Genomic DNA, 25,011 nt, shown 5'->3' on the forward strand with positions numbered 1-25,011 from the left:
GCCACGCGAACGGCGGTTAACTGGCATCATCTCCTACTGTCAGGAACCGTCCATGTGCGTAGAAGACCGGCGATCGGTCAGCGCGGTCCAGCGCGACGCCTGAGACGATGCCGATGACGATCATGTGCGACGCCCGCACAATGATTTCGGCCACCCGGCATTCGAACATTGCCCGCGCGCCGACAAGCAAGGGCGCGCCGGTTTCGCCACGCACCCATGATCCGGACGAGAACCGCGCGGCCCCCTTGGCTTTGGTCATGCCGCCAAAGGCACGCACAACGTTCTCCTGGTCGCCGGCTGGCAGATTGACCGAAAAGGGCAAGCCTTCGCGAATGGCCGAGGCAAAGGTGCTGCTGCGGTTGACGCAGGCCAGCAGCGAAGGCGGCTCGGCACTGAACGAGCAGAGTGCTGTCGCCGTGATGCCGCAAAAGCCGATCTCGTCATGTTCCGACGCGAGGATGGCGACCGAGCCCGCCACGGCCCGCATTGCCTGCTTGAAGGCGCGCGGATTGATGGCGTCGTGTCCATCCACCCACGGCGTCGGAATGGCGGCCGCCGGCATCAATTTACTCGAAGCCCGGCCTGGCGCATCAGCGGCAGCACGCGGTCGCAGAAGAAGGGCAATTCGTAGGTATAGTTGACGAATGTGAGGGCGGCGCCGGAATAACCCTGGTCCATGATCGCAGTGAGGTCGTCGACGATCTTTTCCGGCGTGCCGATGAGCGGGAAAGTTCCAGCACCGCCGGCGAACCTTTGCCGATATTCGGTGAAGGCCTTCGCATCATGCGAGTTCGCGAATTCCTTCTTCTTGCGCATATGCTCGTCGACGGCGCCCTCGTCCGCGCATTCCAGCGCGTAATGCCGGTAATAATCCTCGGCTTCCTGCTGGGTTTCCCGGCAGACGACGTGACAAACCGTATAGACGCCGACTTCGCGTCCGACTTCGGCCGCTCGGTTGGTGATGTCGACCACATGCGCACGGCCGTCGGCAATTTCGGAAAAAGTCGAAAACAGGTAGTCGCAGTGGCGCGCCGCATAGTTGCGCCCCGGCGCGCCGAAGGCGGCGTTCATGGTCACCGGTCGCGGCGCCTGCAGGCTTGGCGGGCGGCTGACGACCCCCTTCAGATCGTAGAACTCGCCGCTGAAGTCGAACGGCTCCCTCGATTGATAGGCACGCACGATGATGTTGATCCATTCCTCGGCCTGATCGTAGGTCCGCTCGCCGACCGTCTGCCCGAACATGGCGAACTCGTCCGGGTTCCAGCCGCAGACGATGTTCAAGCCGGCACGCCCGTTGGAGATGTGGTCGACCGTCGCCAGCGCTTTTGCAGCCTGCAGCGGATGAACCAGCGGCACATGCACCGTCATGAACAGGCCGATGTTTTCGGTGGCGACAGCAAGACCCGCCGCCCAGGTGAACGTCTCGAACGACCATTCCCGCACATGCGTCAAACCGCCGAAGCCGCGCCAGCGGGCGATCGGCAGCAGAAACTCGAGGCCGGCGCGATCGGCGATGCAGGCGGAGTTGAGGTTGTCTTCCCAGCGGGCACGCCAGCGCTCGGGGACGGTGGTCATTGCCAGGCCGCCATCGGCGTTCATGGAAAAGACGCCGAGCTTGAACCTGTTCGGCCCTTTCAGCGGGTGCTGCTTCCTGATCATGATTTCCCCCGCCGTGACATGCTCTTGCCCTCGCCGTCGGAGTTTTGAAACGGTGGGCTCAGCTTCATGAAACGCTCCTCGGCGTTCTGAATGAAGTGCGTCATGCAGTCGTAAGCGGCGACGGCGTCGCGCTTGACGAATGCCTCGTAGATGGCGCGCATGCCGGCCACGATCACGGCCTGCGTCGGCTGGTGCGACAGCGTCCTTAAACGGACGACGAGTACATGGTCGGCGAAGCGGGCAATCGTTTGTGAAAGACGCTCGTTCGCGACCGCGCCAAGCCAACAATTCCTGAATGCCGAATTGGCCTGGAAAAAGCGGTCGGCATCGCCATCTGCGGCCGCAGCCTCTGCCTCCCGGAGCGCGGCTGCCAGGGTCTTGAGGCCAGCGGCGTCAAGTGTCCGTGCGGCGTGCGCGGCGGCCCGCGGCTCGAGCAACCGGCGGACCTCGAAGATGTCGGCGACATCCGTTGCGGTAAGCGTGGGCAGCGTGAAGCCGCGTGTGGTGCCGACGAGATAGCCCTCATGCACCAACTGCATCAAGGCGTCGCGGACAGGCATTCTGGAAATGCCGACCCGGGCGGCAATATCGACATCGACCAGCTTCTGGCCAGGCGCCAATTCGCCATGCTGTATCGTCAGCCGGACTTGTTGATAGACCTGGGCACGCAGATTGCCATCGCCAACCCGTTTGAGCTCTATCGTTTCCGTCATCCACGCCTTCCCATGCGAAGATTTCGTATATCGTTTGAGGCTGTGATCTCGCAGTCGTGCCGTTGAAATGCAGCCATATATCGGCAGAAATCGACCTGTCAGCCATGTTCCCGGCTCAAGTGGAGCACAGGCTGGATCACCTGGCAAGATATTTCAAGTCTATAATGTATACTGTTTGAGCTCGCTGTCCGGAGGGCAGAGGATCGCGCCGTCTGTGCTGCCGCGCCGCGCGACGGCGGGGACAGCTAACGATCCGCGCGGTTCGGTAAAAAACGTACAGACGTTTTTCCGTGACACATCGAAGTTGGCGGATTTAACTAAAATTACTTGCGATCTGCGCGCGCCGGCACGCCCACCCCCGATCCCCTCGCCGGTGCGCATTACTGGATCGCCCGCCGTATCGAAAGGTGCGGCGGGCTTTTCGTTTCGTTTGGCGGGGAGGCGCTTATGCGAGACTTGCCCAGGAATATCGACGCCGACGTCGTGATCGAAATCAGCAAGTTGCTCGACGACCGGGCGAAGTCCGTGCCGGTGCCGGTGCACAAGCTGGCGGCGATGATCCGGCTGGGCGTCGAAACCCTTCTGACCGATCACTCCATCGAGGAGCTGATCGTGGAAATGGCCGCGACGCGGGGGCTTCCGATGCTGTTCGATTTGCCGGTGATCAATGTCGACAACGTCGTGCCGATTGCCTTGGCGCGCCGTCCCCGCTGACATTTCGCTCGAGCCCCATCGGTAGTCGCGTCGCCGCCCGACTTCACTTGTCCTGATGCGCCGGCCGAGTGTCGCCTTTCTTTTCGGGGTCATGGGTATGGTGGCTGTCGCGTTCGCCGCCGCCGCCGGAGACCTTGCTGTGGCTGCGCAGGTCTGAATCGGCCGGCGGCTTTTCGACGCTCAGCGGCTTCTTGGCGTTTTCGTGCGCGGCGCCGGGACCGCCCTGGCGGATGCTGGCAGGAGTTTTCTTCGACGTGGACATGGCCTAGCGATCCTGGACGTTGCCTTGATGAGTGGTGTTGACCTTCGTATTGCCTTGCTGACCCTGCTTGTCGGGATCGGGGACGGTGGATTGCGGTGCCTGGTCGGCTGCTACCGATTTTTTGTCACCGGCGCCCTTTGGGCTCAGATTCTTCGGCGGCACAGGGGGAGGTTTCGTGCTCATGGCGTTTCTCCTTCCGCCACCCAAACAAGCGGCTCGGGAGAAAGGTTCCCGAGGGTCCGATACGAACGGCGATTGCCGCAACGAGCCGGGTCCACAGGCCGTGGCTTGGGGCCGGCGGGGTGCCCGCACAATCCAGGATTATTTCTTGATGATGTTTCCGTTGTTCAGATCGAAGGCCTGGGCACCGAACGCCTGCCTGAAGAAGTCCTCCTGCAGATCGCCCCATTCGCCGAGATAGGCGCCGCAATTGCTGCAATAGATCGGTGTGGAATCCTTCGGGTTGTCGGGAATCTCCATCAGGATCGTCCCGCACGCCTTGCAATCGAGCTTGTCATCCAAACGGCGGCCCATTGACACATGATCGCGCGTTTTCAGCCGCGCGCCAATTGTTGTTTTCGTACGAAGCCCGAATGGCGCGTTTTCCAACCAGCAAGGGGATCGAAAGCTAGCGTTCCGCCGGATTTCCGAAGGCCGGATCTCGCCGCCTCGAATACATCCCCACCCGCGGCAGCTCGTCTGGAAAGTCGACCCAGGGTAACCTCATGTCCCAGTATGCGTGGGCCTGTGGCGGAAACCGTTCGGGGTGATCGAGAAAGCCGATCGCCAGATAGAGTTCGTCGGGCAGGCCCTGGTCGACATAGCCGATCGATGTTCCGCAATCCGCGCAGAAGGACCGGAGCACACCGGGGGTTTTCGAAAAGGTCTTCGGTATGCCGGTGAGCAAGGTGAATTCAGAAGGCCGATAACCGACCCACACCGTTAGCGGGCTTCCTATCGCCTTGCGACAGTCGTCGTCGTGATCGGAGCAAACCCAGAACGGCTCGCCGCGCATTTGCGCCGTTATGGCGCCGCAAAAACAGGAACCCGTTTCAGTTCGTGGCATTGGCTAACTTCATGGCTGGACTCGCCTTCACTGCTGGCCCGGCATTTCGGTATTTTCCTTGGGGTTCTTCTTGATGCCGGCGGCAGGCGAGGTATCGGCCGGAGCATTGCCACCCTGGTTCTGTTCAGCGGCTCTTTTGAGCGGCGAAGTCTGCCAGCCCATATCGCCGTACAAAAAGCCTATGAGGAAGCCGACGATGATGATGGCCGAAATCACAATTGCAATTAACGCGTTACGTCGCTCCATTTCGCACGGCTCCTTTCTTTGAGCCGAACAAACGATGGCGGAAATGGTTCCGGTTAGACGGACTGCGTGACGGGACGGAGCCGGCCGGGAACATTCAGCCTCACGGCGGGTTCGTATGAGTGCTCTTCTACAGGGAGTGGCTTGCATGAAACCCGCGGTAACCGATCGCATTGAAACCAAGAAATACGACCACCCGACAGGCGGCTGGGATCGCTCAAATCGCTGGTCCGCAAGGCGCGTGGCGAAGGCCTGCTATTGTCCGGGATATGGAGCACGCTGCTCAAGCAGAACAAGGCCGACGGCTATATGTGCGTGTCTTGCTCATGGGCGAAGCCAGCTCAGCCGAGGCCTTTCGAATTCTGTGAAAACGGCGCCAAGGCGACGATGTGGGACCAGACCAAGCTGCGCTGCGAACCCGCTTTCTTCGCCGAGCATTCGGTGGCGGAATTGCTCGATTGGCCGGACGACGATCTGGAGAAACAGGGCAGGCTTACGGAGCCCATGCGCTACAATGCCGCCGTCGACCGTTACGAACCGGTTTCCTGGGACGATGCATTCCGCGACATAGCTGCCGAATTGCGACGGCTCGATCCCAAATCGGTGGTATTTTACACGTCCGGCCGCGCCTCGCTCGAGGCCTCGTTCATGTATCAGCTTTTTGCGCGGATCTACGGGTCTTCGAACCTGCCCGATTCGTCCAACATGTGTCATGAATCGACCTCGGTCGGCTTGCCGGAATCGATCGGCTCGCCGGTCGGGACCGTGCAGCTCGAAGACTTTGCGAAATGCGACATGATGTTCTTCTTCGGGCACAACACCGGGGTGACGGCGCCGCGCCTGTTGCATCCGCTGCAAGAGGCACGTCAACGCAACGTGCCCGTCTTCACTTTCAATCCCTTGCCCGAGCGGGGACTGAAGCGCTTCAAGAATCCGCAAAACCCCATCGACATGCTATCGCCCGGACCGGGCACCAAAATGTCCAGCGACTTCTTCCAGGTCCGTTCGGGCGGCGACATCGCCACGATAACGGGTATTCGCCAAAGCGTTGCTGGCGCTCGACGATGCCGCCCGCGAAAGCGGCAGGACGCGTGCCCTCGATACGGCTTTCATCGCCGAGCACACGCATGGCTTCGCCGAGTTCGAAGCCTTCCTGCGCAACACCCAGTGGAGCGATATCGTCGCCCGATCGGGCATTGCGCAGGCCGATCTGGAGCATGTCGCCGAGGTCTACAGCCATGCCAACGCGGTGATCGGCAATTACGGCATGGGCCTGACCCAGCATCGGCACGGCACCGAGAACGTCCAGATGCTGTGCAACCTTTTGATGATGCGCGGCAATATCGGAAAACCCGGCGCCGGTATTTCGCCGCTGCGCGGCCATTCCAATGTCCAGGGACAGCGCACCGTCGGCATATCGGAAAAACCCGAGCTCGTCCCGCTCGACAAGTTCGCCGAATTCTACGCCTTTGAACCGAAGCGTGAGAAAGGTCTCGATACGGTCGAGACCTGCGAAGGCGTCATGGACGGATCGGTCAAGGGCTTCGTCGGGCTCGGCGGCAATTTCGTGCGGGCCGTGCCGGAAACCGGCCTGGTCGAGAAAGCCTGGCGTGGGCTCGACCTGCATGTCGAGATCGCGACCAAGCTCAACCGCAGCCACCTCATCGCCGGCCGGACAACCTATCTGCTGCCTTGCCTGTCACGGCTGGAAAGAGATCATCAGGCGAGTGGCGATCAAAGGGTGTCGATAGAGGATTCCACTGCCTGTATCCATGGTTCGTTCGGATCGCGACCTCCGGCTTCGCCGCATCTGCTTTCCGAGCCCAGGATCGTCGCCGAACTTGCCAAGGCGACGGTGCCGGGCAGGAGTTCGATCCCTTGGGATGAATGGGTTGGCGACTACTCCCGCATCCGTGACGAGATCGAGCGCTGCTACCCCCAGCATTTCCGCGACTTCAACAAGCGCTTCCTGACGCCCGGCGGCTTCCATCGCGACATCAAGGCGAGCAAGCGGGTGTGGGAGACGCCGAACAAGAAGGCCAATTTCAAGCTGCCAACTGGCCTTGAAACCGATCCTGACATCGATGTCGTCGGCCGCGATGTGCTGACACTGATCACGGTCCGCCGCTCCAACGATCAGTTCAACACGACCGTCTACGGCTACAACGACCGGCTGCGCGGCATCAGCGGCACACGCATGGTGCTGTTGATGAACGAGAAGGATATCCAGCGCCTCGGCTTGAGCGCGGGACAGGAGGTCGATCTCGAAGCCAATGCGCAGGATGGCGTGGAGCGCCGCGTGCGCGGGCTGCGCATCACGCCTTTCTCAGTGCCGGAGGGAAATTGCGCCGGTTATTATCCCGAGCTCAACCCGCTGATTCCTCTCTGGCACAGAGCCGAGAAGGCTCATGTCCCGGCCGCCAAATCGGTACCGGTGCGGATTGTTGCCTAGGCGTTCGTTGTTCGCGGCAGGCACGCACTATGCGGATGTGGCTTGGTTCAAATCATGACCTCAGCCGGCTCGCGCGAGTTCGTCCACGGCATTCAGGATCGCACTCTGGCTCGCCGGCTTCTGCACGATCCTGCAAGCGCGGAACCCGGCCGGAATCTCGCGTTCGCCATACCCGGAGAGGAAAGCGAACGGCACGCCTCGCCCCCGCAATGCCTCCGCGACCGGATAACTGGTTTCATCGTTCAACTGGATATCCAATAGCGCCGCGTCGATCCCGCCTTCGCCAACGAGCCGGAGGGCCGCCGTCACCGACGAAACCGGCCCAACCACCTGATGGCCGGCCTTGCGCAGGTAAGCCGCCGCGTCGTCGGCGATCAGCCATTCATCCTCGACGATCAGCACACGCACCTTTCCGGTCACGACGAGCCCTCGCGGGTCAGAGGGAATGCAATTTCCACCTCCAAACCATTTGAGCGGAAACTTGTTTCAACTTTTCCGCCCAGCCTGTAACCGATTTCTCCACGCAGAAGGGTAAGGCCGAAGCCGCTGTCGGTTGGCTCCTTGATGCGGGGGCCGCCCTTCTCGCGCCAGACGAGCTTGAAGGTGCCATCCGCCACCGACCATTTGACAACTATCCGCCCGGCAGGTTTCGACAGTGCGCCATATTTGGCGGCATTCGTCGCCAGCTCATGAATTGCCATGCCGAAGGAGAGCCCTTGCACAGGCTTGAGGCTTACCCGCTTGCCATCGAGCTCGAACCGTTCGGCCCCAAAGGGATCGAGTTCATGGCGCAGCAGTTCCTCGACGGAGGCTTCCGTCCAGCTTTCTCGCGAGAGCAGACTGTAGGCTCGTGACATCGCCTGCAGCCGGCCGATCAAGGCTTCGGCGAACTCGTCTTTCGAGGCCGAGTTTTCACGCGTCCGGTTGGTGATGCTGGCGACGACCGCCAGCATGTTCTTGACACGATGGTTCAGCTCCGAGATGAGCACCTGCTGACGCTCTTCAGCCTGCGCCAGCGTCGTCACGTCGATCAGGGTCACGACCACGCCCTGGATGCTGCCGCCTTTGTCCCGGTAAGGGTTGATGCGAACCAAGTAGAACCGGCCCTTGTCGTCGCGCGCAAGGTGATGGTTCAGGGTCTCTCCCGTCTCGAACACCGCCTGGATGTGCCGCTTCAACTCGGGGTAGTCGAGCTGGCTCGAAAGATCGGTCAGCGGTCGGCCGACATCGGACGGACGCAAGTTGAAGAACGACGACGCGGCGGGAGTGAAGGTCCGCACCACAAGATTGCGGTCGAGGAAGATGGTGGCGATTTCCGTGCTTTCGAACAGGTTTCTGAGATCGCTGTTGGCGCGGTCGAGTTCCTCTATCTTGCCAGTCAGCTCTGCGTTGATGGTGTTGAGCTCTTCGTTGAGCGACTGCATCTCCTCCTTCGAGGCCTCAAGCTCCTCATTGGTCGACTGCGCCTCTTCATTGACGGAGACGAGTTCCTCGTTCGAAGACTTTACTTCCTCCAGCGCGGTCTCGTATTCCTCGATGGTCGACTGCAGCCGCTCGCGCGTGTCGCGCAACTCCCGTTCGAGATCGGTCGTATCTTCGGCGCCGCGGCTTTCGCGTGCCGGATCGGAGCGGATCTGGGCCTGTCCCACCGGATTGAACAGGACGAGGTAGAGGGGCTCGCCATTGCCGCGTTCCGTGTACGGCTCGACCATCAGTGTAATGAACTGAAGCTGTCCGTCGTCTTCTTCGACCGCTATGTTCTCCCGAACGACCGTGCGGCGCGTCGTGGCTGCCTCCCGCAACGCGGCGCGCAGCTCAAGTCTCAGCCCGCGGCGGGCCAGTGTCAGCAACTGCCGGCTCGGGGCGCCTTGCGGTGCTTCCAGATATTTGCCCGTCCTCGCCGAATAGTAGACGATGTCGCCATCGCCATTGACCAGAACGTGAGGCGGGGCGAACCGCTCCAGCACCTGAGCCTCGATCGCCTGGCGTAGTGAATGGCTGGCGGTATCCTTCGTCGAGCCGCCGCGTCCGACCGGAAGGGCACCCGTGGGGCCATTGCCGATCAGAACCAGCGGCCGCGGCGTGGAATGTTCCCGCGCCTGGAAAATCCGATGCTTCTTGTCGACCGTGGCAAAAAGGTCGCCGTGCTGACCGACGCTTTCCGAGGTGCCGAGGAACAGATAGCCGCCCGGCCTCAGCGCGTAATGGAAGATTGGAATCACCCGGTTCTGGATCTGCGGGCCGAAATAGATCAGCAGGTTGCGGCAGGAAATCATATCCATGCGCGAGAAGGGAGGATCGCGGATAATGCTGTGCGGCGAAAAGATGCACAGTTCGCGCACCTCGTTGCCAAGCACGTAGCTCGCGCCGTCGCTGTTGAAAAAGCGTTGCCTACGCTGTGGCGAAAGCCCGTGCAGCAGCGCTTCGGGATAACGCGCCGCACGCGCCACCGCGAGCGCCGGCTCGTCGATGTCGGTCGCGAATATCTGGACGCGCGGCGGCGCGGAAAGCTTCTCCATACGTTCGCGCATCAGCATGCCGATCGAGAACACTTCCTCGCCGGTGGCGCAGCCGGGTACCCAGACACGCACCGCATCGGAGGCGTTCTTGCCTTCGAAAATCTGCGGTAGGATCTTGTCCTCCAGCAATTTGAACGCTTCGGCGTCGCGGAAAAAGCTGGTGACGTTGATGAGCAGGTCGCGAAACAGCTTCGCCACCTCGTCGGGATCCCTCTTCAGCCGTTCTATGTAGGTGGTGATCGACTGCAGCTGGGTGATCTGCATGCGCCGCTTTACGCGACGCAGGAACGTCTTGGTCTTGTAGCCGGAAAAGTCGTGACCGGAATGGCTGCGCAAAATGGCGTAGATTTCATCGCGGGCCCGATCCATCCCGGCCTTGTGTTCGTCGTCCGCCTCGGTCAGTCCGTGCAGCACATCGAAGCCGCGGGCAAACGCCTGAAGCTTTGCACCGATCTGCTCGGCGGGCGCCGCTATGTCGATCAGGCCGCTCGAAATCGCGCTCTGCGGCATGTCCGGATTGCGTGGGGCGGAACCGTTGGACGCCTGGGCAATGGTCAGCCCGCCATGCTCCTTGATTGCCCTGGCGCCGAGCGTGCCGTCCGAATCACCACCCGACAAGATAATGCCGACGGCATACTCGCCCTGGTCCTCGGCCAATGCGCTGAAGAAGATGTCGATCGGCTTGCGCTCGCGGTTGAGCGTGTTCGGCCTGCGCAGCGAAAGCGCGCCCTTGCGGATGGTGAGGACGACGTTTTGCGGCATCACATAGACCTGGTCGGGTTGGACCGCTGCGCCCTCCTCGGCCACGACGACCGGCATTTCGGTATAACGTCGGATGACCTCGTGCAGCAGGCTTTCCCGCTCCGGGCTGAGATGGGTGACGACGACGAACGCCATGCCGGTGCCGCCGGTCAGTCCTTTGAACAGGCCCTCCATCGCGGGAATGCCGCCGGCCGATGCGCCGACACCGACAATGGGAAATCTTCCATTCTGGGATGCCACGCCACGCCCCTGACAACCGCCGCGAACACAAAGCCGCCAAATCGGGCCTTAGACTAAGACCGCGCCGAGCCTCCGGCCAGCGAATAGTCTACCAACGGAACAAAGCACCGTCGGTGGGCATTAACATTTGACTTTGGAGGCGGTTCCAATGGCAAAACGACCACCTGAAATAAAGCCGGCCAAGCGCATCCTGTTGCCCTCGCCGGACCTGACCAAGTTCCCGGTGTCTGAGAACATTCCGCCTCGCCTGCTCGCGCTCGCGGAACGGTTGCAAGAGGTTCTGGCCCGTCACTTTGAACAAGTCTGCGCCGACAGCCGTAAAACCCGCAGGAAGAAGGATCAATGAGGTGCGCGACCTGCAAGGCTTGCATATCCTGATCGTCGAGGACGAATGGATGCTGGCGGGCGATCTTGCACGTTATTTCAGCAAGATGGGCGCCGTCGTACTTGGCCCCGTGGCGACGGTCGAACAGGCGTCGAAACACACGGAGGAGGCGGAAGCTGCGATCCTGGACGTCAATCTCAACGGAAGACGGGTATTCCCGATAGCGGACGAACTGATGCGCCGTGGCGTGCCGTTCGTGTTTTTCAGCGGCGATGAAGACATCGTTATTCCTGAGCGCCTTCGATATGCCAGCAGCCTCAGAAAGTCCTCGGACGGCCAGGCTGTTTTCGACGCTCTTTTTCCGGCCGAGACGTCGGCATCGAAAGGAGGCCGAGCGTCCGAGCCCTCAGACGACGTATTTTCGCTTCTGCCTAAGCTCCGGCTCGCGGCACGTCTGCTGCTGGGAGACATGGATGCTTCCGACCGGCTGGTCGAGCGAACGCTCGAGCAGGCCATCGGCGAAATCGACAACAGACGATCTGGTTCCTCGACAGAGGATTGGCTCAACGGCATCATGCGAAACATCGTCAAGGCACGTGGAGCAAACCTGCTGCACTAACCACGGCCGCCGCCGGCAACTAGACGATGTTAGCTTTTCCGGCTGCGCTCGACGAATTTGTTGAAGCGGCTGGTCTTTCCGCCGCTGGTCTCATCCTGGTAGAGGAAGGCCAGTTCGTTCTCATCGAAGATCCTGAAGAACTCGTCCCATTCAACGGGCTCAAACGTCTCTTCAGGCTCGCCGAAGTCGATGCGCAATATGCCGCCCTCGCCCTTGGTGCGCACCACCGCCGGCCGCCCGTCGCGGTCCTCGGCCCAGCGGCGGATTTCGTCGTGATCGGTGGTCGTCTTCGATTCAGACATCGCAATCTCCCTTCGATTCCACCGCGAGATCCCCCGCGTTGCACAACCAGCAGATGCATCGCTGCCCGGCATGTGCGCGCGGTTGGTCGAACATGGCTCCTAACACCAAGCAGCCTTCGATGTTCCCACGCCTGGTTGAAACCTACCCCGGCGAGCCTCCTGAACTTTGTTGAAGCAAGGGAACAAACCTTTCGCCCGGAAGTTTGGGGCGGCAAAGCCATTCGTATGAGGAGCTGTCGTGAAACGTATACTGGTCACGGGAGGCTGCGGTTTCATCGGCCGCCACGTCGCCCAGGAACTCGTTGAACATGGCTATGGGGTTTCAATTCTCGATGCGCTGCTGGATCAGGTGCATGGCGGCGAGGCAATCAGCCTGCCGCCAGGTGCCAAGCTGATCAAAGGCGACGTTCGCGATCGCGACGCCATCGCCGAAGCCGTCGAAGATGTCGACTCGATCATTCACCTGGCGGCTGAAGTGGGCGTCGGCCAGTCCATGTACGAGATCGCCCGTTATGTCGGCGCCAACGACCTCGGCACTGCCACGTTGCTGGAGGCGCTGATCAAACGCCCGATCGAACGGATCGTCGTTGCGTCATCGATGAGTGTCTATGGCGAGGGTCTCTATGCCACGCCGGACGGCCGGCGCATCGACAATGCAAAACGGCAGCCGGACGACATCCGCAGCGGCCAATGGAATCCCCTGTCGCCGGAAGGTGAAGTCCTGTCGCCGTTGCCCACCGACGAGCAAAAACCGGTCGACCTCGCCTCGATCTACGCGCTGACAAAATATGCCCAGGAACGTGCCGTGCTGATCTTCGGCGAAGCCTATGGCGTCGACGCGGTGGCGCTGCGCCTGTTCAATGTCTTCGGCGCAGGACAAGCGCTCTCGAACCCATATACCGGCGTGTTGGCGAACTTCGCCTCCCGCATCGCCAATGGCCAGCGGCCGCTGATTTTCGAAGACGGCGAACAGCAGCGCGATTTCGTTCATGTACGCGATATTGCCCTCGCCTTCCGGCTGGCGCTGGAACAGCCCAAGGCGTGCGGCCACGTCATCAACATCGGCAGCGGGCGCGCCTACGCGGTCAGCGAGGTCGCCCGGCTGCTTGCCGAGGCGATGGGCGTGCCCGGCCGCCAGCCGGAAATCCTCGGCAAGGCACGCTCCGGTGATATCCGCAACTGCTTTGCCGATATCTCGAAGGCGCGCGAACTGCTCGGCTTCCAGCCGCAGTACCGGCTGGAGCATTCGCTCGGCGATTTCGTCGCATGGGTGCGTAACACGGTCGCCATCGATCGCAGCGCCGAGATGAAGCGGGAACTCGAAGTGCGAGGGCTGGTGTCATGAGACCGGATTCACGCAATTTTCGCGAAGCGCCCATCGCCATTATCGGCGGCAGCGGCTTTATCGGCTCGAACCTCGCCGACAGCCTGTTGTCGGACGGCGAGCCGGTGCTGGTCATCGACAATCTGAGCCGTCCCGGCGTCGAGCAGAACCTCGAATGGCTGACGCAAAAGCACGGCAACCGCCTCGCCGTCGAAATCGCCGATATCCGTGACGCAAAGGCGCTCACGCCGCTGGTCGCAGGTTCGAAGGCAGTTTTCCACCTTGCCGCGCAGACCGCCGTCACCACGAGCCTGGTTCGGCCGGACGAGGATTTCGACATCAACCTGCGCGGCACGTTCAACGTCCTGGAAGCCGCTCGCTGCAGCGGCAAGCGCATCCCCGTCGTTTTCGCCAGCACCAACAAGGTCTATGGCCGCCTCGCCGACCTCGCCATGCGCGAAGAGGACGGCAACTACGCGCCTTGCGATGCGGGCATCCGTGTGCACGGCGTCGACGAGACGCGCGGCCTCGATTTCTGCACGCCCTATGGCTGCTCCAAGGGCGCGGCGGACCAGTATGTCCTCGACTACGCCAAGTCATACGATCTGCCGACCGCGGTGCTGCGCATGAGCTGCATTTATGGACCGCGCCAATTCGGGACGGAGGATCAGGGCTGGGTCGCCCATTTCCTGCTTAGCGCGTTCTCCGACCGGCCGATCACCATCTATGGCGATGGCAAGCAGGTGCGCGACATCCTGCATGTTGCCGACGCGGTCGCGGCTTATCGCGCTGTGCTGGACCGGATCGAGGCGGTCAAGGGCCAGGCATTCAATCTCGGCGGCGGACCGGAAAACGCTGTCAGCCTGCGCATGCTGCTGAAGGAGATCCGCGACATAACGAAACGGGACGTTCCGATTCGTTATGACCGCGAACGCACCGGTGACCAACCGTTCTTCGTCGCCGACACGCGCGCGATCGAGGCGGCGCTGGGGTGGAAAGCGCATGTCTCGTGGCAAAACGGCATCCGCGACCTCGCCGACTGGCTGCAGCGTCATCGCCTCGACCCGCATCCCGAACCGGCGAGGTACGTGGCATGAAGGTCGCCCTGGTCAATCCGTCCTGGACCTACCAGGACAGCATCTATTTCGGCTGCCGCCAGCCGCATCTGCCGCTCGAACTCGGCTATTCGAAAGCGCTGCTCGAAGCTGCCGGCCACGAGGTGCTGATGCTGGACGGGCAGATCCAGAAGCTCGACAACGCCGCGCTCGCCGATCGCGCCGCCGCATTCGAGCCTGACATAACCGTCGTCAGCACCGCGCCGACCTACCTGTTCTGGCGCTGCGCACCGCCCGAGTTGCGCGTGCCGGCCGATTTCCTCAATCATCTTGCCGGGCGCGGCGGTCGCACCGTCGCCGTCGGGCCGCATGGCTCGGCGACGCCGACGCCGACTTTGCGCAAGCTTGGCGTCAACATTGTCGTGCGCGGCGAATGCGAGGAAGTGGTCGCGGAACTTGCCCGGCGCGACGACTGGACCGCGGTGCCGTCCACCGCCCATTTCGAGGATGGAGAACTGGTCTCGAACGGCGGCGTGCATGCGAGCTCGTTCATCGATCACCCGCCGCTCGAATGGCCATCGGACTGGATTGCCGCGCATTCGCACCACCATCACCGCTTCGACGACAACCAGGTCGGTTTTGGCGCGGAGGTCGAGGCGTCGCGCGGCTGCCCGTATAATTGCAGTTTCTGCGCCAAGATCGATTTCCGCGATGCCTATCGCCGCCGGAACCACGAAGCAGTGATCGCCGAGATCGACCGGCTGATCGCACAGGGTGTCGGCTACATCTACTTCATCGACGAGATCTTCCTGCCGCAAAAGGCATTGCTGGAGGCGCTGGTCGATCGCGATGTGAAGTTCGGCGTGCAGACCCGTATCGACCTCTGGAAGCCGGAATTGCTGAAGCTGCTCGGTGCCGCCGGCTGCGTCTCGATCGAGGCGGGCCTCGAAAGCCTGACTGTGGAAGGCCGCGCCATGCTGGCAAAACGCTGCCGGCTGGGCACCGAGGAGCTGGCCGCGCTGCTGGTCGACGCAAGGCGCCACGTGCCGTTCGTGCAGGCCAATCTGATCGGCGTGGTCGAGGACGATCCCGCGCTCGTCGATTATTGGCGAAAGCACCTGATCGACAACGGCGTTTGGGCCAACGAACCGGTGCCGCTCTATCCTTATCCGAGTTCGCCGAGCTACCGCGAACTTTGGGGCGAGCCCGACGACCTCGCCTGGGAGCGCGCGCATGAACATTACCTCGCATCCTTCCGAACGTTCAGCGACATCCAGGAGAAGCGGCCGCGTCCGCTGGCCGAATTGGAGGCCACATGTTGCGGACACTGAGCCCGCCGCGTCGCATACTGATGACCGTCGATGCCGTCGGTGGCGTCTGGCGCTATACGCTCGATCTGGCCGGGCAACTGGTCGCCGGCGGCGACAGCGTCGTGCTTGCCGGGCTTGGTCCGGAACCGTCCAGGCAGCAAGCCGAGGAGGCCCAGTCTTTCGCGGCGCTGACATGGCTCAACACGCCGCCGGACTGGATGACCCGCAGCGAGCACGTTCTCGACACATTGCAGCAGGAGCTGCGCCCACTCATACGTGACTACGCTGTCGACGTCGTCCATCTCAACGCGCCGACGCAGGCGGCGGCGCTCGACGTGCCCTGCCCCATCGTTGCGGTATCGCATTCCTGCGTCGTGACATGGTTCCACGCCGTCAAGGGACAGGCGGCGGACGGCGAGTGGGCCTGGCAAAAGGACCGTAACCGGCGCGGTTTCGACAAAGCAGGCATGGTCGTTGCACCGAGCCGCAGCCATGCCGACATGCTCGAAACCTGCTACGGGCCGATCGCGCGGCTGAGCGTCGTCGGCAACGGCGCACGGCCGGGCGCGAAGGGCGAAAGGCGGGAATCGGTGGTTTTCGCCGCCGCGCGCTGGTGGGATGAAGGAAAGAACGCGGCAGTGCTTGACCAGGCCGCCTCCCTAACGCAATGGCCGGTCTTCGTCGCCGGTTCGCTGCAAGGGCCGGACGGCCAGCATGTTGGCTTCAGCCACGCCGTTCCCGTCGGGCCGGTACCACACGAGGAAGTGCGCTCGCTGATGGCGCGGGCCGGCATTTTCGTATCGCCGTCGCTCTACGAACCGTTCGGCCTGGCCACGCTGGAAGCCGCAATGTCGGCGACGCCTTTGGTGCTTGCCGATATCTCGACCTACCGCGAATTGTGGGACGGGGCGGCCATGTTCTACGACGCGCGCGATCCGGGCGATCTCGCCAGATGCATCAATGGTCTTTGCAGCGACACGCAGCGCCGGCGAGAACTCGGTGAGGCAGCCGCCCGCCGAAGCCGCAGATTTTCATTGGCAAGACAGGCGACCGCCATGCGCGGCGTCTACGACAAGGCGGCCCTGGCCACCATGGCGGATAGTTGATTATGCGGTTTTTATTCTACACCCATTCGATCGTTTCCGACTGGAACCACGGCAACGCACATTTCCTGCGCGGCATCATGCGCGAGCTGGTCGCGCGTGGGCACCAGGTGATTGCGCTGGAGCCCGCCGACGGCTGGAGCCGGTCGAACCTGCTGGCCGAGAAAGGGTCCTTCGCGATCGAGCGATTCCGGAAAGATTTTCCGGAGTTGATGACGGTCACCTATGACGCCGCCTTCGACCACGAAGCCTGGATCTCCGATGCCGATGTGGTGATCGTGCACGAGTGGACCGCGCCGGACCTTGTCGCGCGGCTGGGCAGGGCGAAAGCAATTGGCGGCCGTTTCACGCTGCTGTTTCACGACACGCACCATCGCGCCATCTCGGCCACGCAAGCGATTTCCGCCTTGCAGCTTGAACATTACGATGGCGTGCTCGCCTTCGGCGAAGCGCTGCGGGAAAGCTATCTTCGCGCCGGATGGGGCAAGCGGGTCTTCACCTGGCACGAGGCAGCCGATGACCACCTGTTCCAGCCGCATCCTGAAATCGAGCGTAGCGCCGACCTGATCTGGATCGGCAATTGGGGCGACGACGAGCGCAGCACCGAAATCAGGGAGTTCCTGGTCGACCCGGTGCATGAACTTGGCCTGAGCGGCACTGTCCACGGCGTCCGCTATCCACGCGAGGCGCTCGCCGACCTCGCCACCGCCGGCCTGCGCTACGAAGGCTGGATCGCCAATGCCGACGTGCCGAAGGCATTCGCGGCGAACCGCATCACGGTTCACATCCCGCGGCGTCCATATCGCGAAAGCCTGCCCGGCATCCCGACCATCCGCATGTTCGAGGCGCTCGCCTGCGGCATCCCACTCGTTTCGGCGCCGTGGTCCGATGTCGAACGTCTGTTCAGGCCGGGCACCGATTTCCTGTTTGCAAACACCGGCTTCGAGATGCGGCATCATCTTCGCGCCGTGCTGCGTGACGCGGATCTCGCCGCTTCTCTGGCGACATCGGGCCTCGAGACTATTCGCTCACGGCACACGTGCCGGCATCGGGCGGATGAATTGTTCGGCGTGCTCGCCGAATGCGGGCACCGCCAAGCCGCCGATACGATCCTTGCAAAGGAGGCCGCCGAATGAAGATCGCATTTTACGGGTCGAGCCTGCTGTCGTCCTATTGGAATGGCGCGGCGACTTATTACCGCGGACTGCTCAAGGCTCTGGCCAGGCTCGGCTACGACATCATCTTCTATGAGCCGGACGTCTACGATCGCCAGAAGAACCGCGACATCGAGGCGCCGGACTGGTGTGCCGTCGTCGTCTACGAGGCCACCCCGAATGCGCTCATGCAGGTGGCGGCGCGGGCGGCCGACGCGGACATCGTCGTCAAGGCGAGTGGCGTCGGTTTCGCCGACGACGCGCTGCTGCGGGCGGTGCTCGATCACGCCCGTGCCGATGCGCTGACCGTGTTCTGGGATGTCGATGCGCCGGCGACACTTGGCCAGTTACGCGACGAGCCCGACCACCCGCTGCATCGCGCGCTGCAGGAAATCGACCTGGTGCTGACCTATGGCGGCGGCGATCCCGTGGTCTGGGCCTATCGGGCCATGGGGGCCGCCGAATGTGTGCCGATCTACAATGCGCTCGATCCGGAAACGCATCATCCTGTCGGCAAGGATATGCGCTTTGCCTGCGATCTCGCCTTTCTCGGTAACCGGCTGCCGGACCGCGAGGCGCGCGTCGAGGCCTTCTTCCTCGACCCGGCCAGCCGCCTGGCCGATCAGCGCTTCCTGCTCGGCGGATCGGGCTGGGGCGACAAGCAGATGCCCGCCAATGTCCGATGGCTCGGCCATGTCGGCACGCGTGACCACAATGCACTGAACGTCACGGCCAAGGCGGTGCTGAACATCAGCCGCGACAGCATGGCGGCCAACGGCTTTTCGCCTGCGACGCGCGTTTTCGAGGCCGCGGGCGCCGGCGCATGCCTCATCACCGACGCCTGGCTCGGTGTCGACCTGTTCCTGAAACCCGGTGAGGAAATCCTGGTCGCGCGCGATGGCGACGATGTCGCCGAGATCATGCAAAGCCTTAGCGCCGAACGGGCCAAGGCGATCGGGGCATCTGCGCTTCGGCGGGTGCTTGGCGAACATACTTATACGACACGGGCCGTTTTGGCCGACGCCATTTTCAGGCGCCATTTCGAGCGTCCGACCGTGGAGGCGGCGGAATGACAAAGCCACTCGACATCGTCTTTCTTGGCCTGTCACTCTCGTCGTCCTGGGGAAACGGCCACGCCACCACCTTTCGGGGGCTGCTTAAAGGTCTCCGCGAACTCGGCCACCGCGTCACCTTTCTCGAACGCGACGTGCCGTGGTACGCAAGTCACCGGGATCTGCGCGATCCCGATTTCTGCGCCTTGCGCTACTATGAAACGACCGATGATCTTCGCCGCAATTTCGCGCGCTGCCTGCGCGAGGCCGATATCGTAGTCGTCGGGTCCTTCGTTCCTGAAGGCCCTGAAATCATCGACGTCGTGGCGTCGCTGTGCACGGGTCAGTTCTGCTTCTACGATATCGACACGCCGGTTACGCTGGCGAAACTTTCAACCGATGATTGCGAGTACATTGCCAGGCGGCAGGTCCCGTATTTCGACGTCTACTTCTCGTTCACCGGCGGACCGACGCTTGCCCGTCTGACGGCGGAATTCGGCGCGAGGCGGGCCGAGCCGCTCTACTGTTCCGTCGACCCGGAACGGCACCACGGAACCGGTGATCCAATCCGCTGGGATCTCGGCTATCTCGGCACTTACAGCCCCGACCGCCAGGCGACGCTGGAGGCGCTGTTGTTCGAACCGGCGCGTCGCATGCCGGAGCGCCGCTTCGTCGTGGCCGGCTCGCAATATCCGCGTGAAATTGCCTGGCCGGACAATGTCGATCGCATCGAACACCTGCCACCGGCAGATCACGCGGCCTTTTACAGCCGCCAACGTTACACGTTGAACGTCACGCGCAGTTCCATGATCGCGGCCGGATGGTCGCCCAGCGTGCGACTCTTCGAGGCAGCCGCCTGCGGCACGGCGATCATCAGCGATAGCTGGGCCGGACTGGACAGCCTGTTTCCAGAGCGGACGATCCACACGGCGCGCAGGACCGAGGACGTGATCGGCATCCTGTCTGGGGAATCCGACGGCGCCCGGCTTGCCATGGCCAGGCAAGCGCGCGTGCTCATCCTGGCAGCCCACACCAGCACCGCGAGAGCCCGCGAATTCGTTTCGCTGCTGGCGCGGGCCAAATCGCCACGTTCTGCTCTCGATCTGGATGTCGAGAGTGCAGCATGACCCGCAGACGGGAGAAAATAGAGATGCAGCTATCAAGAAAGGCGCAACGGACCAGGACCGTGCTTGTCGCCGGCGGCGCTGGCTTCCTCGGTTCGCATCTTTGCGAGACATTGCTCCAGGCCGGCTGGCGCGTGATCTGCGTCGACAATTTCCTGACCGGCCGTATGGAGAACATAGCATCGATCGCCGATCGTCCGGATTTTCGGCTGATCAAGCAGGACATTTGCCGGCCGTTGGAGCTTGGCGAACGGGTGGACCGCATCTTCAACATGGCGTGCGCGGCCTCGCCGCCACGCTATCAGGCCGACCCGGTCCACACGACGCGGACTTGCGTCATCGGGACGCTCAATCTGCTGGAGCTCGCCGCCCGCAATGGTGCCCGCTTCCTGCAGGCGTCCACCAGCGAAGTGTATGGCGATCCAGAACAGCATCCGCAAAGGGAGGACTATGTCGGCCATGTGAACTGCATCGGCCCCCGCGCCTGCTATGACGAAGGCAAGCGCACCGCCGAAACATTGTGCTTCGATTATTTGAGAATGGGAAAAGCCGATATCCGCGTCGCGCGCATCTTCAACACCTATGGTCCCAGGATGGACCCTGCGGACGGACGGATTGTTTCCAATTTGATCGTGCAGGCACTCGAGAGACGGCCGCTGACGATATTCGGCGACGGGCTGCAGACCAGGTCGTTCTGCTACGTTTCCGATCTGGTCGACGGCTTGATCCGGTTGATGGAGGTCAATCCCAGCCCGCGCCAGCCGGTCAATCTCGGCAATCCGGGGGAGTTCACCATCCTGCAATTGGCGGGCCTGGTGAGGCGCATGACCAGAACCGGATCGGCCTTGAAATTCCTGCCGCTGCCGCAAGACGATCCTCGTCGTCGGCAACCCGACATTTCCCGTGCAAAGAAGCTTCTCGGCTGGTCGCCAAAAGTGCCGCTCAGGCAAGGTTTGATGCATACAGTCAGCTATTTTACCGAGCTTGAGACGACGCAGACGGTCGACAGAACACGGCGAATTGCCACCAGCGTGCATTCTGCATCAGGCCGGCTGCAAAATCTGCCGGCCTGACGGCAGTATTTGCCACGTTCCCCTCGGAGATCACGGTCGTTTCGCGCCGATCGTCGGTCACTTTTTCTCGTCGCGGGAACAACCCGTCCAGCTTCCGGTTCGGCCAGGGTACCGGCACGGAGACGATTTGTGCATCCGAAGCGATCCGCCAAAGACATTGAGCAAATGGCCGCAAGAGAGACGGCTGCCTTCCTGCGGCGCGCCTCCATCACCTATCTGGAATGTTGCGTGAGCCTGATGCTGACGCATCTTCAGCGGGAAGAGGTAGCCGCCATCCTCGAAAAGGAAGCGGATATGCTTCGCCGGCTGGACTGATCCTGCTCGAAGGGCCGCAGGTGCCCTTGGGTATCCAGGAACCGAAGCAACATCGCCGTATAACGTCTTGCCGCGGCCGCCAGCCGGATCTGTTCCCGATCATCGCCAGATCGTAAAGCCATGCTCCACAAGCCAAGCTGGAAGGCGAGATAGCAGGGCTCGTAGTAGTGGACCAGATTGGCATCGACGGGACGGGAAGCTCTCGCTTCCACAGCCTTGCAAAGCGCCGCAGTCGCCGCGTCCGAGAGGCTATATTCGACGCGGGCGCCGGCAATGTCCCAGGCGATGTCCTGACAGCCGACCAGATCGTGCGACCGGCAATGGTCGAGGGCGTCCGTCTTGATCAGCGTTCCGCCGCGCGAAAGGATGAACTCCCACGGATGAAGCCGCCCGTCGATCTCGACCCGCTGCATATTCTTGGGTGGAGCCTGTGTCGAAAACCAGTTCTGCAGTTCCGCCGCGCGGCTTTCGCCCAGCGCCTCACTTGTATTCCGCACGGCCATGTCGGCAAGCGCCTCCAGCGAGGCGCCCGGCTCAGAGGCGGGCAGATTGGCTGCGCGCCAGGCCAGATAGCGCGCGAGATGAGCGACCACTCTTTCTTTCGAAAGCCTTGCCCGGCCCAGCGTTGTACCGTCGATCCAGCGTTCGACGAGAAAGCCATGGCACAGCCCGGCGACTTCCGGACCAAAGCCTGCATCGTGCAGCGTCCTGGCGGTCTCGGCCTTGTGCATTCCGATTTCGCCGAGGCCAACGAACTTGACCGACCATTTTTCCCGGCCCGCAGAAGCGAGGAACTTTCGCCGCTCGAAGCCGCGGTGAACGGGTGGCCAATGATCCTCCGTCCTGTCTCGAAAGCGACGCCACTCTCCGCCGGATATTTCGGTCAGGCTGACCGCTGTGCTGCCGATCGTCCGGGCTACCCAGTCCCGCAGCGTCGGGACAGCGGATCCAGCTGGGAAAGTGCGTTCGAAATCCACGGTTTGTTTTTGGCAAACCGTCCATGCCTCGCGACTGTCCGCCGAAGCCTCGGGACCCGGGCCACCCAAATGGCTTGGGAACAGATGGATGCGCCCGGCATCGATGCCTAGCCCTTGCAGCCATGCGACCACGGCGTGGAACGAACTGCCGGACAGGCCCGGGCCTTCGTCGACGATGGCAAAGCGGGCCGACGGTTTCGTCATCCAGCCACCGATCAGCTCCGGATCGGCGGCAAGCCGCCTGCGAAACGGGTGGCCGGTCGGACGGACGCTGACGGGTGCTGGTGCGCCGATGGCTGCAGCCACCATCGCTGCAAGCCCCAGGCCGATGCTGCGGATGCCGATTACGCATGTGTTCGCATCGAGACCCGACTGCCGCGCGGCGACGAAATAGCTCTCCGGATAAAGCGCGTAATGGGCGTAGCCCTCAGCCGAGCCGGTCAGGATGTCGCCATCGCATTCGAGTTCGGCCAACATTCGCGGCACGTCTGCCTCGACCGGGCCATCGATCGTGAACCCGGCCTCCCACGATCTACCCACGTGCCGGGCCAAGCCGACCAGGAGATTTGCGCCCGCGATCCGCTGTGGGGAATTCCGGTCCGTGCCGTTGGCCTCGAATTCAGCATCGGCAAGGCCCTGGACCAGTTCCGAGGCCCTGATGAACAGGCCGACCAGGGCTGCGTGGCGCTCGATCCCACTTGGCATGTCCGCAATGTGCTCGGCCGCTTTGCACGCTGAGCCGCGAACAAGTTGCGCGCTCTGCATTTGCTTGTGGTCGCCATAGACGATCATTGTCCCGTCCTGGTTGGCCTCACCCCTCGCTGCACAACTCGGCGGGCGCTACTTTGATCCACTATCGGTTGCACGATTTTTGCAGCCGGCAAGGAACAATCCGGGAGGAAGGCGGTTTGGCACGAAGAACTTACCTTCAACAGCATAGGCAGCGGTTTCGTGGGATCGAAGAAAGTTCGAATCGGTATAGTCGGCGTCGGCAACTGCGCTTCCTCCCTTGTTCAGGGCATTACCTATTACCGCGACGCAAGGAGCAATGAGCCCATACCCGGGCTGATGCACGCCGATCTTGGCGGCTACCATGTCAAGGACATTGAAGTGGTCTGCGCATTCGACGTCGCCAAGGGCAAGGTCGGACGCGATGTGGCAGACGCGATCTACAGCGCGCCGAACAATACTTTCCGCTTTGCCAATGTGGCGCCTACCGGCGCTCGCGTCGAACGCGGACCGACGCTGGACGGCATCGGCAAATATCTGCGCGACGAGATCGAGGAGGCCGACGAGCCGGTCGCCAATGTCGGCAAGATCCTCGCCGACAGCGGCGCCGAAATCCTGGTGTCCTATCTGCCAGTCGGCTCGGAGGAGGCAACGCGCTTTTATGCCGAGTGCGCGCTCGATGCGGGCTGCGCCTTCGTCAACTGCATACCAGTCTTCATCGCCTCGCGGCCGGAGTGGCGCCGCCGCTTCGAGCAACACGGCCTGCCGCTGATCGGCGACGACATCAAGAGCCAGGTCGGTGCGACGATCGTACATCGTCTGCTTGCCAACCTGTTTCGTGAGCGCGGCGTGCGTATCGATCGCACCTACCAGCTCAATTTCGGCGGCAACACCGATTTCCTCAACATGCTGGAGCGCGAGCGGCTGGAATCGAAGAAGATCTCAAAGACGCAATCCGTCACCAGCCAGATCGACGTTCCCTTGGCGCCCGGCAACATTCATGTCGGGCCGAGCGACCATGTGCCTTGGCTGACCGATCGCAAGTGGGCCTATATCCGGGTCGAAGGCACGACCTTCGGCGGTGTGCCGCTGAATGCCGAGCTCAAGCTGGAAGTGTGGGATTCGCCCAACTCGGCCGGGGTCGTGATCGATGCGGTGCGTTGCGCCAAGCTGGCGCTCGACCGCGGCATCGCAGGCGCGCTGACCGGTCCCTGCAGCTATTTCATGAAATCGCCGCCCGAGCAGTTCACCGACGCGGAAGCCCGCCAGCGCACGCTCTCTTTCATCGCCGGTAAGGACGAGCCGATGCTCGATGCCGCGGAATGACGACGACGTTCTTTCTGGTCCGCCACGCCGCGCATGACAATGTCGGCTGTTATCTTGCCGGACGGATGGCGGGCGTTTGCCTCGGCGAAGCCGGCAGGGCACAGGCCTCGCATCTGGCTGACCGTATGGCACGCGAGGCGATAGCGGCAATCTTTTGTAGCCCGCGCGAACGCACGCAGGAGACGGCCAATCCGATTGCACTCGCCTGCAATGCCGGTGAAATCGTGATCCGCGAGGAACTCGATGAGATCGACTTCGGCACCTGGTCGGGAAAGACCTTCGAGGAACTGAACCAGGATGCCGACTGGCGGGTGTGGAACGACCAGCGCCAGCAGGCGAGAACACCGAGCGGCGAGACCATGCTGGACGTGCAGCAACGTGTCGTCTCGCTGATCGAGCAGGTCCGCGGAACATACCAGAACCAGTGCGTTGCACTGGTCAGCCATGCCGACGTCATCAAGGCCGCCGTGTGCAAAGTGCTCGGCCTGTCGCTGGGGAACTGCTTTCGTTTCGATATCGACCCAGCATCGATCACCACAGTTGTTTGGGGAGACTGGGGGTCGAAGCTGGTCAGACTCAACGAAGCTGCCTGA

At 62.3% G+C, this 25,011-nt stretch carries 25 protein-coding genes and 1 pseudogene; 14 read left to right on the forward strand and 12 right to left on the reverse strand.

Features of this window, described 5'->3' with window-relative positions; genetic code table 11:
* Positions 1-16 precede the first annotated feature (16 nt).
* From NKJ93_RS17275 to NKJ93_RS17285, 3 genes are read right to left on the reverse strand one after another with little or no spacing between them, the layout of a single operon-like run.
* Positions 17-562, reverse strand: coding sequence for a flavin reductase family protein (locus NKJ93_RS17275; protein WP_352493919.1), 546 nt, complete (start codon positions 560-562; stop codon positions 17-19).
* Positions 562-1,656, reverse strand: coding sequence for an LLM class flavin-dependent oxidoreductase (locus tag NKJ93_RS17280; protein WP_023716644.1), 1,095 nt, complete (start codon positions 1,654-1,656; stop codon positions 562-564). The genes NKJ93_RS17275 and NKJ93_RS17280 overlap by 1 nt, the downstream gene beginning before the upstream one ends.
* Positions 1,656-2,372 carry a GntR family transcriptional regulator gene (locus tag NKJ93_RS17285; RefSeq protein ID WP_352590360.1) on the reverse strand — a complete coding sequence of 239 codons (717 nt, stop codon included), beginning with the start codon at positions 2,370-2,372 and terminating at the stop codon, positions 1,656-1,658. Before NKJ93_RS17285 ends, NKJ93_RS17280 begins: the two co-directional genes overlap by 1 nt.
* 483 nt (positions 2,373-2,855) lie before the next feature.
* On the opposite strand from NKJ93_RS17285, the gene NKJ93_RS17290 reads away from it, so the two are divergent.
* Positions 2,856-3,086, forward strand: a complete 231-nt coding sequence (locus NKJ93_RS17290) for a hypothetical protein (protein WP_352547441.1) — start codon at positions 2,856-2,858, stop codon at positions 3,084-3,086.
* 43 nt (positions 3,087-3,129) lie between these two features.
* On the opposite strand, the gene NKJ93_RS17295 is transcribed toward NKJ93_RS17290, so the two are convergent.
* The 5 genes from NKJ93_RS17295 to NKJ93_RS17315 form a co-directional block, all read right to left on the reverse strand.
* Complete coding sequence (locus NKJ93_RS17295; RefSeq protein WP_352482793.1) at positions 3,130-3,348, reverse strand: hypothetical protein; 219 nt, start codon at positions 3,346-3,348, stop codon at positions 3,130-3,132.
* 3 nt (positions 3,349-3,351) lie between these two features.
* Positions 3,352-3,531, reverse strand: a complete 180-nt coding sequence (locus NKJ93_RS17300) for a hypothetical protein (RefSeq protein ID WP_031193315.1) — start codon at positions 3,529-3,531, stop codon at positions 3,352-3,354.
* Positions 3,532-3,669: 138 nt separating this feature from the next.
* Positions 3,670-3,957 carry a hypothetical protein gene (locus NKJ93_RS17305; RefSeq protein WP_352482795.1) on the reverse strand — a complete coding sequence of 96 codons (288 nt, stop codon included), beginning with the start codon at positions 3,955-3,957 and terminating at the stop codon, positions 3,670-3,672.
* Positions 3,958-3,976: 19 nt separating this feature from the next.
* Complete coding sequence (locus tag NKJ93_RS17310) at positions 3,977-4,414, reverse strand: GFA family protein (protein ID WP_352482796.1); 438 nt, start codon at positions 4,412-4,414, stop codon at positions 3,977-3,979.
* Between the two features lie 27 nt (positions 4,415-4,441).
* Positions 4,442-4,660, reverse strand: coding sequence for a hypothetical protein (locus NKJ93_RS17315; protein ID WP_352547439.1), 219 nt, complete (start codon positions 4,658-4,660; stop codon positions 4,442-4,444).
* 145 nt (positions 4,661-4,805) lie between these two features.
* On the opposite strand from NKJ93_RS17315, the pseudogene NKJ93_RS17320 reads away from it, so the two are divergent.
* Positions 4,806-7,109 (forward strand): annotated as a pseudogene (locus NKJ93_RS17320) (FdhF/YdeP family oxidoreductase).
* A 60-nt stretch (positions 7,110-7,169) separates the two neighbouring features.
* Here NKJ93_RS17320 and NKJ93_RS17325 read toward each other — a convergent pair.
* Together NKJ93_RS17325 and NKJ93_RS17330 are read right to left on the reverse strand one after the other, a co-directional pair.
* On the reverse strand, positions 7,170-7,529 hold the full coding sequence (locus NKJ93_RS17325) for a response regulator (RefSeq protein WP_352493917.1): 360 nt from the start codon (positions 7,527-7,529) through the stop codon (positions 7,170-7,172).
* Positions 7,526-10,630, reverse strand: coding sequence for a CheR family methyltransferase (locus tag NKJ93_RS17330; protein ID WP_352590363.1), 3,105 nt, complete (start codon positions 10,628-10,630; stop codon positions 7,526-7,528). The genes NKJ93_RS17325 and NKJ93_RS17330 overlap by 4 nt, the downstream gene beginning before the upstream one ends.
* Positions 10,631-10,778: 148 nt before the next feature.
* Between NKJ93_RS17330 and NKJ93_RS17335 the strand changes: the two genes are divergently transcribed.
* Entirely contained in the window at positions 10,779-10,976 is a 198-nt protein-coding gene (locus NKJ93_RS17335; RefSeq protein WP_352493915.1) for a hypothetical protein, read from the forward strand.
* Positions 10,977-11,025: 49 nt separating this feature from the next.
* On the forward strand, positions 11,026-11,574 hold the full coding sequence (locus NKJ93_RS17340) for a response regulator (RefSeq protein ID WP_352547433.1): 549 nt from the start codon (positions 11,026-11,028) through the stop codon (positions 11,572-11,574).
* Positions 11,575-11,603: 29 nt separating this feature from the next.
* Here NKJ93_RS17340 and NKJ93_RS17345 read toward each other — a convergent pair whose 3' ends face one another.
* Positions 11,604-11,876, reverse strand: a complete 273-nt coding sequence (locus NKJ93_RS17345; protein WP_023716631.1) for a hypothetical protein — start codon at positions 11,874-11,876, stop codon at positions 11,604-11,606.
* Between the two features lie 238 nt (positions 11,877-12,114).
* Here NKJ93_RS17345 and NKJ93_RS17350 point away from each other — a divergent pair, with 238 nt between their 5' ends.
* The 8 genes from NKJ93_RS17350 to NKJ93_RS17385 are packed head-to-tail and all read left to right on the forward strand — an operon-like array spanning position 12,115 to position 21,071.
* Positions 12,115-13,221: an NAD-dependent epimerase/dehydratase family protein gene (locus NKJ93_RS17350; RefSeq protein WP_352493913.1), complete on the forward strand. Its 1,107-nt coding sequence runs from the start codon at positions 12,115-12,117 to the stop codon at positions 13,219-13,221.
* Positions 13,218-14,297 carry an NAD-dependent epimerase/dehydratase family protein gene (locus tag NKJ93_RS17355; protein WP_352482802.1) on the forward strand — a complete coding sequence of 360 codons (1,080 nt, stop codon included), beginning with the start codon at positions 13,218-13,220 and terminating at the stop codon, positions 14,295-14,297. The genes NKJ93_RS17350 and NKJ93_RS17355 overlap by 4 nt, the downstream gene beginning before the upstream one ends.
* On the forward strand, positions 14,294-15,586 hold the full coding sequence (locus NKJ93_RS17360) for a TIGR04295 family B12-binding domain-containing radical SAM protein (protein WP_352482803.1): 1,293 nt from the start codon (positions 14,294-14,296) through the stop codon (positions 15,584-15,586). Before NKJ93_RS17355 ends, NKJ93_RS17360 begins: the two co-directional genes overlap by 4 nt.
* Positions 15,571-16,671, forward strand: coding sequence for a glycosyltransferase family 4 protein (locus NKJ93_RS17365; RefSeq protein ID WP_352482804.1), 1,101 nt, complete (start codon positions 15,571-15,573; stop codon positions 16,669-16,671). The genes NKJ93_RS17360 and NKJ93_RS17365 overlap by 16 nt, the downstream gene beginning before the upstream one ends.
* 2 nt (positions 16,672-16,673) lie before the next feature.
* Positions 16,674-17,804: a CgeB family protein gene (locus tag NKJ93_RS17370; protein ID WP_352590366.1), complete on the forward strand. Its 1,131-nt coding sequence runs from the start codon at positions 16,674-16,676 to the stop codon at positions 17,802-17,804.
* Positions 17,801-18,895 (forward strand): CgeB family protein, encoded by a 1,095-nt coding sequence (locus tag NKJ93_RS17375; protein ID WP_352590369.1) that lies wholly within the window; start codon positions 17,801-17,803, stop codon positions 18,893-18,895. Before NKJ93_RS17370 ends, NKJ93_RS17375 begins: the two co-directional genes overlap by 4 nt.
* A complete protein-coding gene (locus tag NKJ93_RS17380) occupies positions 18,892-20,001 on the forward strand; it encodes a CgeB family protein (RefSeq protein WP_352547428.1) in 1,110 nt (369 codons plus the stop codon). The genes NKJ93_RS17375 and NKJ93_RS17380 overlap by 4 nt, the downstream gene beginning before the upstream one ends.
* Positions 20,002-20,024: 23 nt before the next feature.
* Positions 20,025-21,071 (forward strand): UDP-glucuronic acid decarboxylase family protein, encoded by a 1,047-nt coding sequence (locus tag NKJ93_RS17385; RefSeq protein ID WP_352547427.1) that lies wholly within the window; start codon positions 20,025-20,027, stop codon positions 21,069-21,071.
* A gap of 251 nt (positions 21,072-21,322) precedes the next feature.
* Here NKJ93_RS17385 and NKJ93_RS17390 read toward each other — a convergent pair whose 3' ends face one another.
* Positions 21,323-23,068, reverse strand: coding sequence for a hypothetical protein (locus tag NKJ93_RS17390; RefSeq protein WP_352590372.1), 1,746 nt, complete (start codon positions 23,066-23,068; stop codon positions 21,323-21,325).
* A 246-nt stretch (positions 23,069-23,314) separates the two neighbouring features.
* On the opposite strand from NKJ93_RS17390, the gene NKJ93_RS17395 reads away from it, so the two are divergent.
* Together NKJ93_RS17395 and NKJ93_RS17400 are read left to right on the forward strand one after the other, a co-directional pair.
* The gene (locus NKJ93_RS17395) at positions 23,315-24,418 is read left to right on the forward strand and encodes an inositol-3-phosphate synthase (RefSeq protein WP_352482811.1); all 1,104 of its coding nucleotides are present in this window, start codon (positions 23,315-23,317) and stop codon (positions 24,416-24,418) included.
* The gene (locus tag NKJ93_RS17400; RefSeq protein ID WP_352482812.1) at positions 24,415-25,011 is read left to right on the forward strand and encodes a histidine phosphatase family protein; all 597 of its coding nucleotides are present in this window, start codon (positions 24,415-24,417) and stop codon (positions 25,009-25,011) included. Before NKJ93_RS17395 ends, NKJ93_RS17400 begins: the two co-directional genes overlap by 4 nt.

It is taken from the genome of Mesorhizobium sp. M0028 (assembly GCF_040323855.1).
GTDB lineage: Bacteria > Pseudomonadota > Alphaproteobacteria > Rhizobiales > Rhizobiaceae > Mesorhizobium.

Bases quoted from the DNA above. Each gene is read 5' to 3' on its own strand.
- NKJ93_RS17275 (WP_352493919.1), bottom strand. From the start codon at position 562: ATGCCGGCGGCCGCCATTCCGACGCCGTGGGTGGATGGACACGACGCC.
- NKJ93_RS17285 (WP_352590360.1), bottom strand. From the start codon at position 2,372: ATGACGGAAACGATAGAGCTCAAACGGGTTGGCGATGGCAATCTGCGT.
- NKJ93_RS17295 (WP_352482793.1), bottom strand. From the start codon at position 3,348: ATGTCCACGTCGAAGAAAACTCCTGCCAGCATCCGCCAGGGCGGTCCC.
- NKJ93_RS17300 (WP_031193315.1), bottom strand. From the start codon at position 3,531: ATGAGCACGAAACCTCCCCCTGTGCCGCCGAAGAATCTGAGCCCAAAG.
- NKJ93_RS17310 (WP_352482796.1), bottom strand. From the start codon at position 4,414: ATGCCACGAACTGAAACGGGTTCCTGTTTTTGCGGCGCCATAACGGCG.
- NKJ93_RS17315 (WP_352547439.1), bottom strand. From the start codon at position 4,660: ATGGAGCGACGTAACGCGTTAATTGCAATTGTGATTTCGGCCATCATC.
- NKJ93_RS17335 (WP_352493915.1), top strand. From the start codon at position 10,779: ATGGCAAAACGACCACCTGAAATAAAGCCGGCCAAGCGCATCCTGTTG.
- NKJ93_RS17340 (WP_352547433.1), top strand. From the start codon at position 11,026: ATGCTGGCGGGCGATCTTGCACGTTATTTCAGCAAGATGGGCGCCGTC.
- NKJ93_RS17345 (WP_023716631.1), bottom strand. From the start codon at position 11,876: ATGTCTGAATCGAAGACGACCACCGATCACGACGAAATCCGCCGCTGG.
- NKJ93_RS17355 (WP_352482802.1), top strand. From the start codon at position 13,218: ATGAGACCGGATTCACGCAATTTTCGCGAAGCGCCCATCGCCATTATC.
- NKJ93_RS17360 (WP_352482803.1), top strand. From the start codon at position 14,294: ATGAAGGTCGCCCTGGTCAATCCGTCCTGGACCTACCAGGACAGCATC.
- NKJ93_RS17365 (WP_352482804.1), top strand. From the start codon at position 15,571: ATGTTGCGGACACTGAGCCCGCCGCGTCGCATACTGATGACCGTCGAT.
- NKJ93_RS17370 (WP_352590366.1), top strand. From the start codon at position 16,674: ATGCGGTTTTTATTCTACACCCATTCGATCGTTTCCGACTGGAACCAC.
- NKJ93_RS17375 (WP_352590369.1), top strand. From the start codon at position 17,801: ATGAAGATCGCATTTTACGGGTCGAGCCTGCTGTCGTCCTATTGGAAT.
- NKJ93_RS17380 (WP_352547428.1), top strand. From the start codon at position 18,892: ATGACAAAGCCACTCGACATCGTCTTTCTTGGCCTGTCACTCTCGTCG.
- NKJ93_RS17385 (WP_352547427.1), top strand. From the start codon at position 20,025: ATGCAGCTATCAAGAAAGGCGCAACGGACCAGGACCGTGCTTGTCGCC.
- NKJ93_RS17390 (WP_352590372.1), bottom strand. From the start codon at position 23,068: ATGCCAAGTGGGATCGAGCGCCACGCAGCCCTGGTCGGCCTGTTCATC.
- NKJ93_RS17400 (WP_352482812.1), top strand. From the start codon at position 24,415: ATGACGACGACGTTCTTTCTGGTCCGCCACGCCGCGCATGACAATGTC.